General features: G+C 57.5%; 18 protein-coding genes and 1 tRNA gene. 10 read left to right on the top strand and 9 right to left on the bottom strand.

All coding sequences use genetic code 11. The features are described from left to right. The first annotated feature begins 23 nt into the window (after window positions 1-23). Genes CACC_RS05980 through CACC_RS05990 form a run of 3 tightly spaced genes read left to right on the top strand, consistent with a single transcriptional unit; the run spans window position 24 to window position 4,176 of the window. Complete coding sequence (locus tag CACC_RS05980; protein WP_035108482.1) at window positions 24-1,457, top strand: ABC transporter transmembrane domain-containing protein; 1,434 nt, start codon at window positions 24-26, stop codon at window positions 1,455-1,457. Then, the gene (locus tag CACC_RS05985; protein WP_005279279.1) at window positions 1,457-3,199 is read left to right on the top strand and encodes an ABC transporter ATP-binding protein; all 1,743 of its coding nucleotides are present in this window, start codon (window positions 1,457-1,459) and stop codon (window positions 3,197-3,199) included. The genes CACC_RS05980 and CACC_RS05985 overlap by 1 nt, the downstream gene beginning before the upstream one ends. Continuing rightward, a complete protein-coding gene (locus tag CACC_RS05990) occupies window positions 3,196-4,176 on the top strand; it encodes a CE1 family esterase (protein WP_244262151.1) in 981 nt (326 codons plus the stop codon). Before CACC_RS05985 ends, CACC_RS05990 begins: the two co-directional genes overlap by 4 nt. Here CACC_RS05990 and CACC_RS05995 read toward each other — a convergent pair. Then, window positions 4,173-5,423: a site-specific DNA-methyltransferase gene (locus tag CACC_RS05995; RefSeq protein WP_005279276.1), complete on the bottom strand. Its 1,251-nt coding sequence runs from the start codon at window positions 5,421-5,423 to the stop codon at window positions 4,173-4,175. The two genes, CACC_RS05990 and CACC_RS05995, sit on opposite strands and share 4 nt — an antisense overlap. A gap of 161 nt (window positions 5,424-5,584) precedes the next feature. Between CACC_RS05995 and CACC_RS06000 the strand changes: the two genes are divergently transcribed. Further along, on the top strand, window positions 5,585-5,782 hold the full coding sequence (locus tag CACC_RS06000; protein WP_005279274.1) for an antitoxin: 198 nt from the start codon (window positions 5,585-5,587) through the stop codon (window positions 5,780-5,782). Window positions 5,783-5,910: 128 nt separating this feature from the next. On the opposite strand, the gene CACC_RS06005 is transcribed toward CACC_RS06000, so the two are convergent. From CACC_RS06005 to CACC_RS06020, 4 genes are all read right to left on the bottom strand, one after another. Continuing rightward, window positions 5,911-6,528 (bottom strand): response regulator transcription factor, encoded by a 618-nt coding sequence (locus CACC_RS06005; protein ID WP_005279273.1) that lies wholly within the window; start codon window positions 6,526-6,528, stop codon window positions 5,911-5,913. Continuing rightward, on the bottom strand, window positions 6,521-7,657 hold the full coding sequence (locus CACC_RS06010; protein WP_005279270.1) for a sensor histidine kinase: 1,137 nt from the start codon (window positions 7,655-7,657) through the stop codon (window positions 6,521-6,523). The genes CACC_RS06005 and CACC_RS06010 overlap by 8 nt, the downstream gene beginning before the upstream one ends. Next, on the bottom strand, window positions 7,657-8,412 hold the full coding sequence (locus CACC_RS06015; RefSeq protein WP_005279268.1) for an ABC transporter permease: 756 nt from the start codon (window positions 8,410-8,412) through the stop codon (window positions 7,657-7,659). Before CACC_RS06015 ends, CACC_RS06010 begins: the two co-directional genes overlap by 1 nt. Before the next feature lie 83 nt (window positions 8,413-8,495). Continuing rightward, window positions 8,496-9,422 (bottom strand): ABC transporter ATP-binding protein, encoded by a 927-nt coding sequence (locus tag CACC_RS06020; protein WP_035108509.1) that lies wholly within the window; start codon window positions 9,420-9,422, stop codon window positions 8,496-8,498. A 96-nt stretch (window positions 9,423-9,518) separates the two neighbouring features. On the opposite strand from CACC_RS06020, the gene CACC_RS06025 reads away from it, so the two are divergent. Next, complete coding sequence (locus tag CACC_RS06025; RefSeq protein ID WP_005279264.1) at window positions 9,519-10,088, top strand: cadmium resistance transporter; 570 nt, start codon at window positions 9,519-9,521, stop codon at window positions 10,086-10,088. 59 nt (window positions 10,089-10,147) lie between these two features. Here the strand turns inward: CACC_RS06025 and CACC_RS06030 are convergent. The 3 genes from CACC_RS06030 to CACC_RS06040 form a co-directional block, all read right to left on the bottom strand. Next, window positions 10,148-10,221 (bottom strand) — tRNA-Pro (locus CACC_RS06030). Window positions 10,222-10,297: 76 nt separating this feature from the next. Beyond that, entirely contained in the window at window positions 10,298-10,696 is a 399-nt protein-coding gene (locus CACC_RS06035) for a YchJ family protein (protein ID WP_005279262.1), read from the bottom strand. Beyond that, entirely contained in the window at window positions 10,696-11,856 is a 1,161-nt protein-coding gene (locus tag CACC_RS06040; RefSeq protein WP_005279261.1) for a bifunctional alpha/beta hydrolase/OsmC family protein, read from the bottom strand. The genes CACC_RS06035 and CACC_RS06040 overlap by 1 nt, the downstream gene beginning before the upstream one ends. Before the next feature lie 87 nt (window positions 11,857-11,943). Here CACC_RS06040 and secA2 point away from each other — a divergent pair, with 87 nt between their 5' ends. The 5 genes from secA2 (at window position 11,944) to CACC_RS06065 (ending at window position 16,944) form a co-directional block, all read left to right on the top strand. Beyond that, window positions 11,944-14,235: an accessory Sec system translocase SecA2 gene (secA2, locus tag CACC_RS06045; RefSeq protein WP_005279259.1), complete on the top strand. Its 2,292-nt coding sequence runs from the start codon at window positions 11,944-11,946 to the stop codon at window positions 14,233-14,235. Window positions 14,236-14,320: 85 nt separating this feature from the next. Beyond that, window positions 14,321-14,755 carry an oxoglutarate dehydrogenase inhibitor Odhl gene (odhI, locus tag CACC_RS06050; protein WP_005279257.1) on the top strand — a complete coding sequence of 145 codons (435 nt, stop codon included), beginning with the start codon at window positions 14,321-14,323 and terminating at the stop codon, window positions 14,753-14,755. Between the two features lie 100 nt (window positions 14,756-14,855). After that, the gene (ftsR, locus tag CACC_RS06055; RefSeq protein WP_023017530.1) at window positions 14,856-15,602 is read left to right on the top strand and encodes a transcriptional regulator FtsR; all 747 of its coding nucleotides are present in this window, start codon (window positions 14,856-14,858) and stop codon (window positions 15,600-15,602) included. A 38-nt stretch (window positions 15,603-15,640) separates the two neighbouring features. Further along, window positions 15,641-16,234 carry a bifunctional nuclease family protein gene (locus CACC_RS06060; RefSeq protein ID WP_005279253.1) on the top strand — a complete coding sequence of 198 codons (594 nt, stop codon included), beginning with the start codon at window positions 15,641-15,643 and terminating at the stop codon, window positions 16,232-16,234. 146 nt (window positions 16,235-16,380) lie between these two features. After that, window positions 16,381-16,944, top strand: coding sequence for a MerR family transcriptional regulator (locus tag CACC_RS06065; RefSeq protein ID WP_005279251.1), 564 nt, complete (start codon window positions 16,381-16,383; stop codon window positions 16,942-16,944). Window positions 16,945-17,006: 62 nt separating this feature from the next. Here CACC_RS06065 and CACC_RS06070 read toward each other — a convergent pair whose 3' ends face one another. Next, a complete protein-coding gene (locus CACC_RS06070; protein ID WP_005279250.1) occupies window positions 17,007-17,846 on the bottom strand; it encodes a vWA domain-containing protein in 840 nt (279 codons plus the stop codon). Window positions 17,847-17,862 lie beyond the last annotated feature (16 nt).

A 17,862-nucleotide genomic window follows, 5' to 3' on the forward strand; every position in this document is an offset into this window, starting at 1 on the left:
ACCTCGAATTAGAATGGCTCTTTATGACAACACTTCCAGAACCATCAGATCCGCGGTGGTTGCTGAAGACTGTGTTCTCCCGGCCTGGGATGACCATCCCCGCCGCTGTGTGCATGGCTATCTCCTTCGTGCTCAATGGCACAACACCGGTCATCGTGGGCTATGCCATCGATGAAGCGGTAGTACAAGGTTCGATCAAGCGACTGTGGTGGTGGCTTGCACTTCTGGTTTTGGCCTTCGCGGTTAATGTCGTTACTGGGTGGTGTGGCCGCGGACTCAATGCGCGCAGCATGCTGGTTATCGGCCACGACGTGCGCATGGCCATCACGGATCGGATTATGGATCCCAAAGGGATGGGCGGGCCGAAACGCACGCCAGGGGAGTTATTGGCCATTGCCTCGACCGATGCGACCCGTGTGCAGAACGCGGTGATGATGACGGTGTTCCCGGTGGCGGAGATTACGTCGATCATTTATGTCGCGGTGATGACCAGCCGGGTGAATGTGCCGCTAGGCGTGGCCATTTTATGCGGCGGCCCCATCGTGGTGTGGGGATCGCTGCGCTCGGCTGGTCCCTTGCGCAAGCGCTCTGGTATCCGGCAAGAAGCATTGGGCCGGGCGAGCGCGACGGCGACGGATATTGTCCATGGCCTGCGCATTATTAAAGGGATCGGAGCGATTGGCACGGTGCGCAAGCGGTATGCGGGCGATTCCGATGCCGCCTACGAGCGAACCGTTGAGGCCAATGCAGCGCAGGCTGGATTGAATGCTTCTACCGAAGCGCTCGGGTCCATCTATGTCATCGCCGTCGCGGTTGCCGCCGGCTACCTGGCGCTGGATGGGCAGATGAGCACCGGCGAGCTCATTATGATCATTGGCCTTACCCAATTCATCATTACCCCGATGACCATGCTGGGAAGGAATATTGCCTCCCGGTGGGCCGCGGCGCAGGCGAGTGCGCAGCGAATCGTGGGCCTGCTGGGCGCTCCTGGACTTCCCGAGGACGCTGCACCACAGGTGCCGGCGCTACGGCCGGGTATCACCGCCATCGATGGACATGCTCCGGAAGGACTGCGGGATTTGCCCCGGGAGAAATTCATCGTCGTGCCGCACGAAGTCATGCTGTTTGCCGGGACCGTACAAGATAATATTCATCCGGATGCGGATACGGCCGCACGGGCTCTAGAGGTGGCTGCGGGCGCGGATATTCCCGGTGGGCTTGACCGTGCCGTGGGTGAGCGCGGAAACAACTTGTCCGGCGGCCAGCAGCAACGAGTCGCCCTTGCCCGCGCCATCGCCGCGGATCCAGAGGTGCTTATTCTCTCTGATCCCACCACCGCGGTCGATTCCGTGACCGAGCAAGAGGTAGCCCACCGCGTTGCGGACTACCGGAAGGATAAACCCACCATCGTCTATACGTCGGCGCCTGCGTGGCATGCAGTGGGGGTGGAATCCTAATGCGTTTTCCCACCGCCACGTGGCCACAGGTGCGAAAGGTTGTGGCGCAGCAGTTATCGGCTATCCCGCACGCGCGCCGTCGCACCCTTATCGCCGTGGTGTTTTTGCTAGCCGGGGCAGCAGCCAATGTCACCATCCCGATCCTGCTCGGCAAAATTGTCGATGCCGTGACAACGGGCGCCAGCATCGCCCTCCTCGGAGTCCTGCTCATCGGGGTCGCCGCCGCATCTGCTACTTTATCGGCAGCGGGATTCTATGTTCTGTCCCAGCTGACCGAGCGCGTCATCGCGTCCCTGCGCGAGGATATGGTCTCTACGGCACTCGGCCTTCCCACGCACCGCGTCGAGGATGCCGGGACCGGAGACTTGGTATCGCGCTCTACCGATGACGTCGCGGAGCTTTCCGCCGCGGTTACAGAGACGGTCCCCGTGCTGGCAAAGTCCATTTTTGCCATTGCCTCAACGGCAGTAGCTCTACTTACGGTGGATTGGCAATACCTCGTGGTCATTGTTGCCGTGACCCCGTTGTATTTCTTCGCCGGCCGGTATTACCTGCGGCGCGCCCCTGACCGGTATGCCGCTGAGCGCGCCGCCATGGCGGACCGCGCCCGCCGGCTTTTGGAGGCGATCCACGGCAGGGACACGGTGCGCGCATTCCGCATGGAAAATACGATGCACGACCGGATCGGCGCGGCTTCAACGCGTGTGGTGGAAGAAGGGTATAACGCGCGCCGGACGATGATGGTGCTCCAGGCTCACCTCACCGGCATTGAACTGGTCTTATTGGCCAGCGGTTTGGCGGTGAGCTTTTGGGTGGTGCAGGCCAATGCGCTTACTGTTGGAGCGGTCACCGCGGCGATGTTATTGCTCATACGCCTGCGCGGGCCACTGATGGGGCTGATGCGCGTGCTAGATACGGTGCAATCCGGGTATGCCTCATTGGCGCGTATCGTGGGCGTGGTCATCGATCCGCCCGCGCCGGTACCGGATAGCGGTGCACCGAGGGGCGATGGCAGCGTTGATATGCGGGATATTTCCTTCCGCTATAGCGATAACTCTTGGGCCGTCGAGGGACTCAACCTTGCGATTAAGCCCGGCGAAACGGTGGCCCTCGTCGGGGCGTCTGGCGCCGGGAAATCCACCGTGGCTGCGTTGCTCGCGGGCTTGCGCGTTCCGGATCAGGGCACCGTGCTTGTCGATGGCGTCGAGGTTGCCCTGCTTTCCGATGCCGAGCGTATCCAGCGCCTCGCCCTCGTCTCCCAGGAGGTGCACGTCTTTTCTGGGAGTTTGCGCGAGGATCTTGCACTCGCAGCGCCACAGGCCACCGATGAGGAAATGGTGCAGACCCTACGCCAAGTGCAGGCTGACTGGTTTTTCGATCTGGAAGCGGGCCTCGATACCATCGTGGGCGCGCAAGGCATGCCGTTGGACCCGGTGGCGGCGCAGCAATTGGCTCTTGCCCGAATCGTGCTGCTGGATCCCCGCATTATTATCTTGGACGAAGCCACGGCGGAAGCAGGCTCGGTGGGCGCTGAATCCTTAGAGGACGCCGCAGAGACTGTGATGGAGGGTCGGACCGCCTTAGTGGTTGCGCACCGCCTGGATCAGGCTTCGCGCGCCGATGCCATCGTGGTCATGGACAATGGCCGGGTGGTAGAACAGGGTAGCCATTTAGAACTGCTAAATTATGGGGGCCGTTATAAACAATTATGGGCCGCTTGGCAGAAGGGACGAACATCATGAGACGGAGGCCGGTGCGCGCTGCGTTGAGCACCGCAGTCTTGTGCTGCGTGGCGGCGCTGGGCGTGTCATGCGCAAATAACGAGGAAGAATCGGGCTCGGCGGCACGCAGCGAAAGCACGCAAGCGCACGGTTCGGCTGCCTCGCAGCTCGGGATTCCTACCTCTGCGCCGCTCAGTGGGCCGGAACCAGGATCGCATACGACGATTAACCTTCCGTCCGGGCGCTCATTTATCCTCAGCGTGCCAGAAAAGTATACGTCCCAAAAACAGTGGCCAGTGGTCATGGCTTTTCACGGGTGGGGGCAGTCGGCGGAAAACCTGCGCGGCTATTCCCGCCTCGATGCGGCACAAGCCATCACCGTATTTCCCACGGGCAAGAAAAAGGCCTGGAGTCCCGCCCCGTACGCGGAAACCAGCGGGAGCGAGGACAAGAAATTCGTGCTCGATATCCTCGATTCCCTCCGCGCGACCTACAACGTCGATGATTCGCGGCTTTTTGCCACCGGCATGTCCAACGGCGGCGGTTTTGCTGCCTACCTGGCCTGCCAGATGCCCGGCATCTTCCACTCGGTTGCCACCATTTCCGCTGCTTATTACGAAGATATTCTGAAAGACTGCGCCCATGAACCGGTAGGGCGCCTGGATATGCACGGCACCGATGACCCCGTCGTGGGCTATTACGGCGGAACCCGGCACAAGACCAAATATTTCTCCGTCGAATCCGTCCTGGAGCAGGACCGCAAGCGCAATGAATGCTCGGAAAAGGTGGACACCAACCGCTTGGTCAATAATGCCCTCGATTTGCATTGGCGGGGTTGTTCCGCACCGCTGGAGCATATCCGCATCGGTGGCGGCTCCCACGTGTGGCCGGGTGGTCTTGGAGACAAAAATAATGAAGTAGGAAAGTTCTTCGCCACTGACCGCGTCTTGGACTTCTTCGGCATTCCGGGCAGGCCCGACGGCACCCGCGAAACTTAGGTCGCGCGGTAGGCCCGGAAAGAGGACCCAGGCACGGATCGCACGCGCTCTACGCAAATATCCGCGACGCTAAAAAAGCCTGCCCGGTGCGCCGCACTGTTCGGGCCGGTGGGCTCTGGAATTTGCGCTAGGTGAAAGCTGCGCGCACCATTGTCTTCCCGGTTGAGTTCTATGACCGCCTGCGCCGTGGTGCCTGAACCTGCGAAAAAGTCGAGCACCCGGGCATCGACTCCGCCACCAATGGCGATGAGGTGCTTGATTAGGCGCACCGGCTTGGGGAACTCAAAGATTCCCTCCACGCCCATGACGTCCTCTGCGTCGCGGCGGCCCGTGCGGGTTACCCCAAACCTCTGCCCATCGAGAATGGATCGCGGCCGTGCCCCTGCCTTCTTATAGTTCTTGGTGTAGACGAATCCGCGCCGAAAGACCAACTCATCGTAGCGTTTTTCCACCATGTCCTTGCCCCAGCGCCAGCGCGCTACCCGGCTGTGGCCAGCCGGTTGGTCCGGCCAATGTTGCGTGCCATCGGGTGAGGCAATGGGAAAATCCAGCGATGGCAGGTACCCCAGGGTCTTAGAATCTAAGCGCACCAAGGAGTATTTGCCGCGTTCATCCTCGTGGTTATATTTGGTGCTCGTGAAGCCCTCTGCATCCAGGTTAAACCCAGGGTTGTCTGGATTTTTGGCATAGCAGAGGATGTATTCGTGTTCTACGACCGCATACTTGGAATCGTTTTTTCCAGTGCCGGCCTTTTTCCAAATGAATTGCCCGGCATAGCAGCCCTCGCCAAAGACCTCGTCTAAAACCTTGCGGGTATTAGCAGCCTCGTCCTCTCCGATGGAGACGAATATAAAGCCGTTCTCCGCCAAGACGCGGCGCGCCAAGATGAGCCGCGGGAGCATCATGGACAGCCATTCGGCGTGCCACTGGGCATAGCTGCCGGATTTTACCTCGCGCCGCGCGCGGTAATTATCGCGGTAGACAAAGTCTCGGCCGGTGTTATACGGCGGGTCGATGTAGATAACATCAAAGGTCTCGCCCGTGGAAGCCCAGTGCTGTAGAACCGGCAGATTATCGGCCAAGTGGATGCTATTGGGAGAGGCGGTCACGCTGCTTAACGCAGCATCGAGCTCGAACTCGGCGGCTAGGGGAGCCTCCGCCGCAGCGCGCGCTGCCTGCTTGCCAGGCCACACCAACCCAAAGAATTCCGCGGCGTTGCCATCTGCACCAGGGCTAGTGTGCGTCATTTGCTGCCTTTTCCGTGCGAGCTGGTCATTGATCTCATTAATGCTATCACTTTAGAACCTCTGGCTAGCTTTGGTGGCGAAGCACCGGCAGTGTCGTTATCGTGGGCAGTGTTGCCGGTTAGGGCAATGGTTAGATGAAGTAAACAACGAAAGGATTAGCAATGGGTATCTTTGACAAAGCAAAGGAAGCACTGAACTCCGAAAAGGGCGAGGAAGTTACCAAGGAGGGCCTGGACAAGGCCGAGGACTTTGCCAAGGACAAGCTGGGCGAGGACAAGGCAGACCAGGTGGACAAGGCCCGCGATGCCATTGATGACAAGCTCGGCACCAATAATGACGGCGACGACGAGAACAAGTAGTTCGCGCCCTAATTTCTAATTAAATAACGCTTAAGCCCCGTTCCAGACAGGAGCGGGGCTTAAGCCTATGTCTATGGCCGATTTTTCAGGAAAACGCGGTCTAATTGGGCTGGAGAAAAATGTGTTCTTTAAATCCAGCCTTGAGTTTGGGCTTTCGTCGCTGCCTCGTAGCGATTATTTGCATCGGTTTTTGTCATGATACTGGACACGACGTTGCGTACACTGCCTGGACTAAGATGCACTTTGCGCGCCAGTTCTGAGGAAGTCACCCCAGATAATAAAAGCCGCGCGATTTCTCGTTCCCGGGGTGTGAGCGGGTTGTCCGGGGTAAAAAGACTCTCTCGTGCCAGGGCAGGATCGATTACCCGGAGCCCAGCCTTTACTCGGCGAATTGCCTCCGCAAGTTGTTCTGGGGGAGTGTCTTTGACTATGAATCCAGCGATGTCAGCATCAATAGCACGTTTTACATAGCCGCCGCGGCCAAAAGTAGTAACGATGAGGCATTTGCATGGACTGCCGGAGAGCTCTTCAGCGACGTCTAGACCGCTCTTTCCAGGCATCTCAATATCGAGTAGAGCTACCTCTACATTGTGCTTGGCGACGAGCCCCGCAACCTCGTTGCCCGTTGCGCATTGAGCAACTACGTCAATATCTGGTTCGGTAGTTAGGAGAGCAACCAGGGCACCGCGAACCAATGATTGATCCTCTGCGATAAGGATACGGATGGGTGGAGATGTCTCAGCCATCGGACTCCACTTCACTGTCTAAGGGTAGTAACTCAGTATCACCATTCATAGTAATCAGCGCTACGGTGCGGTCGTCCTTCCTCATAATAATCAACTTTCCACCGCTGTCCTCCATTCGCTTGTGCAGCCCGTGTAGCCCGCCACTTTGGCACTGCTTTTTCGGATCGAAGCCGCAACCATCGTCTACGACTTGGAGCTTATTCTGGGTTATGCTCACCCAGCAGTGCTGTGCTCCTGAGTGGCGAATAACGTTAGTGGTGAGTTCGCGTAATGCCCAGGAAAAGGCGGCGTCATAAAGTCCTACAGCTTGGACGTTGGCAGGAAGATGCGCTTGAATCCCTGTAGTATCGAATGCTCGTCGTGCTGCCTGAACTTCTCCTTCGAAGGTCGGCATGCGCATCCGGGTAACTGTGGAGCGGACTTCTGCCAAACTCTTACGGGAAAGGTCACTTATTTCTTGAAGCTCGTTTCGAGCTCGAGTTGGATCTACGTCTACTAGCCGCTGTGCCAACTCAGATTTTAAATTAATGACGGTAAGCGAGTGACCGAGCAAATCGTGAACGTCGGTGGCAATGTCTTCGCGTTGGCGAGCGAGATCGAGTTGATGCTCTAAATCCGTGCGCGAGTCTTCTCTTTGAGACATTGTGCCTAGCAACACCAGCAAAATTGGCCAGCCGAATATCACAATGAATGTCCCTAAGAGGTCCTGCGAATCGACGCTCCATAAGGCACCTGTGACTACGAGTCCGGTAAGAAGTACCCATAATAATGCCCGACGCAGCGGTAATTGAAACCCGAGGAAAGCAGCTAGATAGGGCACAAATGTCGTAGCATAAACTCCGAAGAAGGGTATGGAGATAAGTGCTATGAGCGCTAAGGCAGACCATCGAGCAGCCAAGCGATAACGTAAGTTCCAGCCCCGCGGGTAGTAAGTCACCGAACCAAAGCTGAAGAAATATAGGGCGCTGAAAGCGATAACACAGGCAGTGGAACCTAGGCGCTGCGTAGCGTCCACACCAGGCTGATTGAAATTGAGAATTAAGCCGAAGAGCAGAAATATAAGCCAAACGCTGGCAAACACCGCATTATTTGTAGCGAATCCCTTGAAGGGCGAGTGGAATGAATTCATTACATTCGTGATTTGTCGCGGTGGAGCAGCATTGCGCAGGCTCCGACGAAAATTGCGGTCCATACGGCGAAGTTTAGTCCCGCGCTCCACAAGGAATGGTTAACCGTGCCATCGGCATCATTGAGCAGTTGCATCCCTTCTGCCAATGGCCATTGAGCCAACACGACTGGGCCAAAAAGGGGTGTAAAGCGGCCAAACTCCATAAGTGAGGAAGATAGAGGGATAAAGACATTGGCGGCGAACAGCAGGAGGACAATAGAGGAAGAAGCAATGGCCACGGAGTTATCCGTCGGTAAAGCAAGTGCCCATATCATTCCATATAAGCCAAAGGGAATAGAGACAACAGCGCACGCAAGAAAGGACAGAACCCATTGGTGGGGCTCCATGTCAGCCTTAGTTAATGCACCAGTGAGAAACACTGCTGCAATGGGGAGCAGAGCTTGCAATGCTATGGATGTGATATTCGCCCAGAGGATCTGGTGAGGGCGCAGCGGAGTAAGCGCTAGTTGGCGTCTCCAACCGGACCGAGCATCAGTGACTGAAGAAGCAGCGGCTCCCACCGCACCGGCGACGCCACCGTACAGGGCCATGCTGATCATTTGGAGAGCTGCAAAGTTACCGTTGTGAATAGGAAGGCTGCCAAAGTCCATTAGTGTGCCGAAAAGTAAATAGAAAAATACCGGCAAAATGGTGGTGAAAAATAGCGGGGCGAGGTTGCGGCGCAGCCGGAGGAAATTGTACCCAGCAAAACGCATTGTGTTACTCAACGCAGGCGCGGTGGAACTATTAGACATGGTTGGAATCTTTCGTTTGGGGGGCTGGCGGGAGGAGAATTGGATTAGTTGTGCTCATCGGTGAGAGCGAGGAAAGTATTTTCCAGACTATGAGCGCTAATGGTGAGGTCATAGGCGCCTGTGTGGTTAAGAAGATGACGGGCCAGTGAATCCGAATCTGAGGTAGTCATTTGAATGTGATCTCCAGTGCGGGTGACTTCGGTAACGCCTGGTAGCGCACTCATTGGAGGGATACTGCCGTCAAATTGGGCCGTAATTCTTCGGACCTCGCCGCGGCTACGTATGTCAATTACCTTGTCATCGGCCACAACTTCCCCTTTGTGCAAAAGCACTATCCTTTCAGCAAAATTGTCCGCTTCTTCGAGATAGTGTGTCGCGAAGAAGATGGTGCGCCCGAGCTCAGCCTGGTGCTGCATGGACGCCCAAAAATCCCGGCGAGCGCCTGGATCCATACCGGCAGTCGGCTCGTCAAGGATGAGTATCTGTGGGTCACCCAGGAGCGCAAGCGCGAAACGAAGACGTTGTTGCTCGCCGCCGGAGCACTTGCCCACTCGTCGAGACAATATCGGTTCTAAGTTGGTGTGATGTGCGACCTCGCCAATGTCTAGGGGCTGGGCAAAGGTAGCGGAAATCATCTTTAAGGTATCGCTTACGGTGAGCTCGGGGAGAAGACCTCCGGATTGGAGCACCGCTGCTAGCTGTGTGTTGTTGATCGCTTCCTGGGGGCTTTTGCCTTGGACTGTAATAGCGCCGGAAGAAGGTTCGGTAAGGCCCAAGATAAGGTCAATGAGTGTGGACTTTCCAGCGCCGTTGGAACCTAACAACGCTACGATTTCTCCGGTGGCGATGGAGACTGATACGTCATTCAGTGCTCGCACTGAATGCGAGGAGTTCGCTGCGAAGACTTTTTCTACGTCGCGTACCTCAATCGCTGTTGAGGAACCTGAGTTAGGGATACGTGTAGTTTTCATGTCTTGCACTTAACTACGTTTGCGCTTTTAATAGCAGGGGTCGTGTCACGAAGTTTCCATGACAATTGTCATCGGTGGATACGTTAAGCTGATTATGTGATTACTACTCTCGCATCCGCAATCGTCTTATTTATCGTCACCAATATCGACGATATCGTTGTTCTCTCGCTGTTCTTTGCCCGTGGCGCGGGCAGGAAGGGCACGACCAAAGCCATTCTTTTGGGGCAATATCTGGGATTTTTAGGGATCCTCGCGGTCTCTGTAGCACTTGGCCTGGGACTTAGCGCTATTCTTCCGGAAGACTGGATACGCTTTTTCGGGCTTATTCCCTTGGCCATTGGCCTCTGGGCAGCCTGGGAGGCCTTTCGCGGGGAAGAGGACGATGACGTTTCCGGAAAGAAGCTCAGCGTCGCTGCGGTAGCCGGGGTCACCTTTGCCAATGGCGGCGATAATATCGGAGTGTACCTGCCGGTATTTACCACGTCTTCGCCCTCAGACATCGCGGTGTACTGCATCGTATTCCTCGTTTTGGTCGCCGGCCTTGTAGCGGTAGCGAAGTTCGTGGCCACACGGCCAGCCGTAGCAGAAGCGCTAGAGAAGTGGGAGAGCGTGTTATTTCCCACGGTGCTTATCCTATTAGGCCTTGCCATCCTTTTTGCGGTGTAGACGAGGCATACAGAAAATCCCACGGCCGAGGAGTTACTCCATAGCCGTGGGATAATTTGTCGGGCTAACAGGATTTGAACCTGCGACCCCTACACCCCCAGTGTAGTGCGCTACCAAACTGCGCCATAGCCCGGCGTCGCATTATTTGTTGCGACTGCCCTAGATTACATCAGGATAATTCCACAGTGAAATCTAGGCCGTGACCTGCATTAAAGCTCGCCGGTGGAATAGACCCATGCGCCATTAAGGCGCCGGAAAGACGATCGCTCTCGCTGGGAGCCTACCGCCTCACCCTTGTAGAAGGCCTCAAATTCCACGATGCCTTCATAGTCTACAAGGCCACCGCGCTCGGTATCGAGGATATCGAGGCGGTAGAACCGGATGGGGGAGTCGGCCAAGTCCAATGAGCTCGGCCGAGTCACCGGATCCCAGGTGCGCAGGAGGTAGTCCTCATCGCCGCTGACGAAGGCGCTAAAGCGTGACCGCATGAGGGCCTCCGCCGTGGGAGCTTTGGCACCAGCGTGGTACTTGCCGCAGCATTCGCCAAAGCTCAGCCCGCTCGTGCAGGGGCAGCGGCGGGAATCGGCGATGGGGTTGAGGGCCACCATTAGTTGGCGTCCACGATATCGGTGATGGTGGCGCCGGCGGCCATGCGCTCGATGTCGGTATCGCGCGCGGCTACGCGCAGTGCATCGACCTCGGAATCGTCCAAGGAGCCTTTTAGTTCGATGCGGCGCTCGAAAGAGGTGGAACCGGTCTGGGTGATGGTCACGTGGACATCGTCAAGCGCAAGCTTCTTGCCGGCTTCCTTGATGGCCTGGGTGGAGGCAGCTGCCAAGGCCGACATGAGCAGGCCGGTTGCGGTAAAGCCCTTGCCCTTGCCGCCTTCCTTTTTGGTCCGGTCCGCGGTAACGGAATGATCATTGTGGCGCACCACGACACCGAATTTGGTGCCGATAGCAGGGCTGGCAACGGCGGCATCCGTACCCACTTCCTCGGGTTCATAGTCGGGGACGATAAACTGCCGCGACCATGCACCGATGAGATCAGCGGCGCGGGCCGCCGTACCCTGTTTCGTCAGCAGGTGATCGGCCTTATCCAACGAGACGAGGGACTTGGGATAGCGGGTCATGCGGAAAATATTTTGCGCATTGTCGATGCCCACCGTTTGGTCGATGGGAGAATGCAGGGACAAGAGTGGCTTGCGCAACCGCGGCAGGTATTCCTCTGGGTTGGTTTCTGCCAAATCCTCTAGGAATTTACGCGAAATGGTCAGCGCCCTGCCGCCTAGGACGACCTCGACCTCGCCATTAGCGTCTACCTCGCCGATCTTATCCGCGTAGTGCAGCACGGAGTGCGCCGGATCGAAGGGGGCGCCGATGGTGGCAACGGCCCGAATCTTTTTCATTGCCGTGGCGGCCTTGAGCACCGCTGCGCCACCCAAGGAGTGACCAATGAGCATCTGTGGTGCGGAATAGTGTTCTTCTAGCCAGTCCGCGGCGGCGCGGATATCGTCGACATTCTGGTTAAACGTGGTGTCCGCAAACTCGCCTTCTGATTGCCCCAAACCGGGAAAATCAAAGCGCAAGGTGGCGATACCGAATTCCGTTAATTGCTTCGAGGTGCGGGCCGCGCCAGGGGTATGGCGCGAGCCGGCAAAGCAATGCGCGAAGACGGCGAAGGCGAGAGGGGGAGCATCAGGAAAGTCGATGGTTCCTGCCATCTCGGTTCCTCGGCTGGACGGCAGCTTAACATTGACGGATTGCATGGCACCTACAATAACGGCCCCATAAGTTCCAAGCCAGATGAGGTTGACTAGAGTCGTAGGCAGCCAGCCCCTAAAGGAGGAATTGTCGTGGGAGCATTCGATTGGTTCTGGAAAGCGATGGGCTCGCAAAGCGAGCGAAACGATAAGAAATCCAAGGCCATCGTGGATGAAGCTCGCTCCGCCGCGGAGAAACTCGCACAGAGCGACGATGCTGCCGTAGCTCAAGCCGCCCGCGATGCGGTGCGCGGCGGCGAGGTCGCTGACAAGGCGCAATTCCTCGGCGCCTTGGCCGTCGCGTGCGAACGCACCCTGGGCTTACACCCGTTTACCGTGCAATCACAGGCGGTACTGCGCCTGCTTACCGGCGATGTCATTCAAATGGCCACCGGTGAGGGCAAAACGCTCGTTGGCGCGATGGCAGCAACGGGTTTCGCGCTGACCGGAAAGCGGGTCCACGTCGTGACGGTCAATGACTATCTAGCCAGCCGCGATGCCGAATGGATGCGACCTGTCGTGGAATTTTTTGGCCTGCAGGTAGCTTCCGTGACAGAAAGCATGAGCGCGGATGAGCGCCGCGTTGCCTATGCGCGAAATATTATCTACGCCCCCGTGAATGAACTGGGGTTTGACCTGTTGCGCGATAATCAGATCACCGAACGCGCACAGGCGGTGCAGGCTCCTGGCGATGTCGCCTTGGTAGACGAGGCCGATTCTGTCTTGGTGGACGAGGCCCTCGTGCCGCTGGTGCTGGCTGGAAATCGCCCCGGTGAAGCGCCCACTGGGCAAATTACCAATGTGGTCTCCCGCCTCCGAGAGAACCACGAGTACGTCATCTCGGATGACGGGCGCACGGTGCAGCTTACCGATTTCGGCGCAGCCCGCGTGGAGCGAGAGCTCGGCATCGATTCCCTTTATTCCGAGGACACTATCGGTACCGTCCTAGTCAAGGTCAACTTGGCGCTGCACGCAAAGGCGCTGTTGATCCGCGATATTCACTACATCGTGGTGGACGGCAAGCTGCAGCTTATCGATGCCTCCCGTGGCCGCGTCGCCGATCTGCAACGCTGGCCCGACGGGCTGCAGGCAGCTGTAGAGGCCAAAGAGGGCTTGGAAGTCTCTGAGGGCGGGCGCATCCTCGATACGATTACCCTGCAAGAACTCATGCGCCGCTACCCGCTGGTCTGCGGAATGACGGGTACTGCGGTAGAGGCCACCGACCAGTTGCGGCAGTTTTATGACCTGCACGTGTCCGTCATCGATCGGAACAAGCCACTAGAGCGCTTTGATGAGCAGGATCGTATTTTTGCCACCATAGGGGAGAAGTCGGCGGCCATCGTCGAAGAAATTGCCCGCCTGCACGATGCTGGTCAACCAGTGCTTGTGGGAACCCAAGACGTAGCGGAATCAGAAAATTTGGCTGAGGCCTTGCGCGATAGAGATATCGAAGTCAACGTGCTCAACGCCAAAAATGACCGCGAAGAGGCACAGATAGTTGCCGAAGCAGGCGATATTGGGCGGGTAACTGTCTCCACACAAATGGCCGGCCGCGGTACCGACATCAAGCTCGGTGGTGCCGATGAGGCCGACCACGATGAGGTGGCCGAGCGCGGCGGCCTTGCCGTGATCGGAACCTCTCGGCACCGCACCGCGCGGCTCGATAACCAGCTGCGTGGGCGTGCAGGGCGGCAAGGGGACCCAGGCTTGGCCCTATTTTTCGTCTCCCTGGAAGATGATGTGGTGCAACAAGGCGGCGCTGGGGAAAAGGTCAGCGCGCAACCTGGCCCTGGCGGGCTCATCGAATCCAAGCGGGTGCAGGACTTTGTCGCCCATTGCCAGCGGGTGACAGAGGGCCAGTTGCTAGAGATTCACGCCCAGACCTGGAAGTATAACCAGCTCTTGGCGGATCAGCGCATCATCATCGATAAGCGCCGTGCAGCGCTATTGGACACAGACCAGGCGTGGCAGGAACTAGCCGAGCGCGCCCCAGAGCGGGCGAGCGAGCTTGCGGATATCCCGGAGGCGGCGCGCATCCAGGCGGCGCGCGAAATCATGCTGTATCACCTAGACATGGGCTGGGCCGATCACCTCGAGCTGCTCGATGATGTGCGCGAATCCATTCACCTGCGCGCCATCGCGCGCGAGACCCCGATCGATGAATATCACCGCATTGCGGTGCGCGAGTTTAAGGACTTGGCGCAGCGGGCGGTGGATCAGTCAGTAGAGACCTTCAGACAGGTGCCTATTGACTCTGAGGGGGCACACCTTGCAGACTCAGGATTGAACCGTCCAAGCGCAACGTGGACCTATATGGTCTCTGATAACCCCCTTGCGGGGCAGGGAAATTCCGTGTTGAGCGGCATCGGAAACATTTTCCGGTGAAATAATTGCCCACTGAGAGATCACAGACTCGGAAGAGTCGCTATTATTGGTATAAGTAACTCAAAACTAATCCCCGGAGGTAACAATGAGCGAGAACACCGGAACCCCGGAACCACAGGTGGAGACCACCTCTGTATTCCGCGCTGACCTGCTCAAGGAAATGGAAAATGGCACCAAGGGAACCGATACCTCTGCGGTAGGTACGGAAAACCTGGAAGATGGCCAGGCGTTGCTCGTCGTCAAGCGCGGCTCCAACGCCGGTGCCCGCTTCTTGCTTGACCAGGACACCACCACGGCAGGGCGCCACCCGGAGGCAGATATCTTCCTGGATGATGTCACCGTTTCCCGCCGCCACGCTGAATTCCGCAAGAACGATGACGGCCAATTCGAGGTAGTAGACGTGGGATCCCTGAACGGTACCTACGTCAACCGCGAGCCGCGCAATTCGCAGGCGCTCGAGGTTGGAGATGAGATTCAGATCGGTAAATTCCGCCTCGTATTCATCACCAAGCAGGACTAAAACTGCAGCAGACAAACCGTTTTGCCGTCCTTGGTTAAAGCGGTTTAGTCTCCTTTTTATATCCAACGACTACTGAGACACCTGTAAAGAGATAGACACAGTGAGCGCAGCAGAATCCGCGGCGGCATCAGCTCGCCGCAAGAGCCCGAACACGAAGAAGGCTAAGACCATGTCCATTGGCGTGGTCTTAGAAACGCTGAATCAGCAATTTCCTGATGTCACTGTGTCTAAAATCCGCTTCCTCGAATCAGAGGGGCTGATTTCTCCCCAGCGCACCGCCTCCGGCTACCGCCGGTTCACGCAGGAAGACGTGGATAGGCTGCGCTACATCTTGACCACCCAGCGGGATAACTACACCCCGCTCAAGGTCATTCGCGAGCAGCTGGAAGCAATGGATTCCGGCCAGGTCACCGCCATTGTTTCTGCTGGCAATGCGGAGACCTTGCTGTCCCCGCAGCAGTTCAAAGCACCCGCGGTAACGCGCCTGACCGATGCCGAGGTAGCAGAGCAGGCGGGGGCATCGGAAGCGGATATTGCCTCTTTTATCAAGGACAAGCTGATTAAGCCGGATGCCGCGGGATTTTTCAATACCGATGACGTGGCCATTGCCTCTGCCGCAGTAGCGCTGCAGGCCTTCGGGTTTAGCTCTAGCCAGCTGAAGTCCCTGCGCAATAGCGCACGCCGCCAAGCGGATTTGATTTCCCAGGTCGCAGCCCCCGTGGCGCACTCGAATTCCGATACCGCCCACCAGCAGGCAGAGGAACTTTCCCAGCAGATGACGGCGCTGGTCGTTTCTTTGCATGCCACCCTGGTAAAGACGGATTTGCGCCACGAATTTAACGCCTAACTCACCATGGCCGCCTCCCGTGTGAGAGAGTGGTAGCTATGAGTGATGTAACCCTTGAATTTCACGGCATTCACCAGCTTGGGCCAGAAGATGATGTCTGCGCACTGCTGCGTTGGCCCGAAGAAAATCGCCTCATTCCCGTCTGGCTTTCGGCCGTAGACGGAATTCAATTGGCTACCGTTTTTGCTGACCAGCGCCCGAACCGCCCCACGACCCACGATCTTCTGTGCGAGGTCTTGGAGGCTGCAGGCGGCGTCGAGGCCATCGAGATTGTCAACCACCATCAAGGCACCTTCATGGTGGATATTCAGTCTGCGCAAGGCGAGGTTTTTGATGCGCGTGTAAGCGATGCCTTGGCGGTAGCCGAGTACTTTAAGGTGCCCATCGTTGCCGAATCTGCGCTCTTGGCGCAGGTATCCGTCTTCGCCAGCGAGGAGGACATCAAGGAATACTTCGACCTTGAGCTTCCTACCCCCACGCAGGACTGGGAAGATAGCGATGCCTCCTCTGCCGAGGAAAGCACCTCTGCATCCGGAAACGCGCAGGCCGATGCCGATTTCGAAGAGATGATGCGCAGCCTTGGCATGGATGAATCCGATTTCCACACGGGGGAAGAAGACGAAAAAAATTAATGACACGCGTGTGACTAATGGTGACAATGTGGTTTTTAAAGTCTAAAGTTGTACTCGAAGGTTAAGCAAGCACCGCTTGACGGGGGTGTGCGCTTGGCATTTAATTGATCTTTAGAGCTTCCAACAAACCCCATTGGAGTAATTACGTGAGCATCACCGAGGACACTCAGTCCGAGTCCCAGTACGTCCAAGAATCCCTCTTTGATGTGGGACCGGACGAAGAAGTGGGGTACCGCGTGCCCATCGCTTGCCAGGTTGCTGGCATCACCTACCGCCAGTTGGACTACTGGGCACGCACCAACCTGGTCAACCCCTCCATTCGCACCGCACGCGGCTCGGGCTCGCAGCGCCTATATTCTTTCAAGGACGTCTTGGTCCTCAAGATTGTCAAGCGCTTGCTCGATACCGGAATCTCCCTGCAGAACATCCGCCTAGCCGTGGAATCGCTGCACGACCGCGGCGTCAATGACTTGGCGGAGCTCACCCTCGTCTCTGATGGCACCACCGTGTACGAGTGCCGCTCCAATGATGAGGTCATTGACCTTCTCGCCGGCGGCCAGGGCGTCTTTGGCATCGCAGTGCCGGGAATCTTGAAGGAACTGTCCGGCACGATTACGTCCTTCCCCGCAGAGCGCATCGAGGAATTGCCCGAGGACAACGTGGTTGGCTTGGATGAGCTCGCCGCTCGCCGCAATCGCAAGAGCTCCTAAGTCCTCTTAATAGGTTCTCCCTCCAGACCCCAGCTCACGGGGGTGGAGGGAGAATTTTTTGTTTAAACCCCAGCGGCCTTATCGATTGCCGCGTTGAGGTCCTCTTGCGTACCTGCATCGACGCTGGTGAAGTTGTCAGTGGCGTTCTTTAGCTGTTCATCGATTGCCCCTGGGCCCACGTGGACAACGGATAGCTCTACGTTGTCTGACTTCGCGCCGTCAAGAGCGGCGGCAAACTGGGCATCGTCCATATCGAGCTCGGTGCCCGTTGTCACAAGGAGCACCCGCGCCTTCTGGTTGGTACCGGCGGCCTGATCCGCAGCGGTGTTCAGCGCGGCAATTGTGGCGCTGCGCGATTGCGGCACGCCACCGGTGCCGAATGCCGCGAGCGTATCCGGAACCGCAGCGCCATTGCCGAATCCGAGGTTATCGCGGTAGCCCACCGTGGCGGCTTCCGAGATAGGAGACGAATAGTTCCAGAGAGCAACCTGGCTATTATTCTGGCTCAGTTTTCCCGCGGTGCTCGAAAGCGCTTGTTGCGTTGCATCAAACATCGCGGTCATATTCGCGGAAGTATCAACGAGCAGGAGGGTATTGGGCGCCAGTTCCACGGTGGAGGAGGGAGCTGGGGAGGAAGTATCTTTGCCTGCTTCGGCGCCGTCGGTTGTCGAAGGTTGCGGAGCATCGGTGCCCGACGTACTAGGAGTAGAGGAGGCGGCCGCGGTGCTGCTTTCTACAGTGGATTCGGATGCGGTCTCGGCGGCCGTAGTGTCGCCGGAATCATCGCCATCACGCATTAAGAAAACCACCAGTGCAATGACGGCAAGGATCGCGATGATGGCAACCGCGACAACCCATCCGGCGATCGCGAATTTGTTTTCCCCGTTTGAGTGCCGTGCCATGTAATGCCTTTCTCCA

This window comes from Corynebacterium accolens, from assembly GCF_023520795.1.
GTDB classification, from domain to species: domain Bacteria; phylum Actinomycetota; class Actinomycetes; order Mycobacteriales; family Mycobacteriaceae; genus Corynebacterium; species Corynebacterium accolens.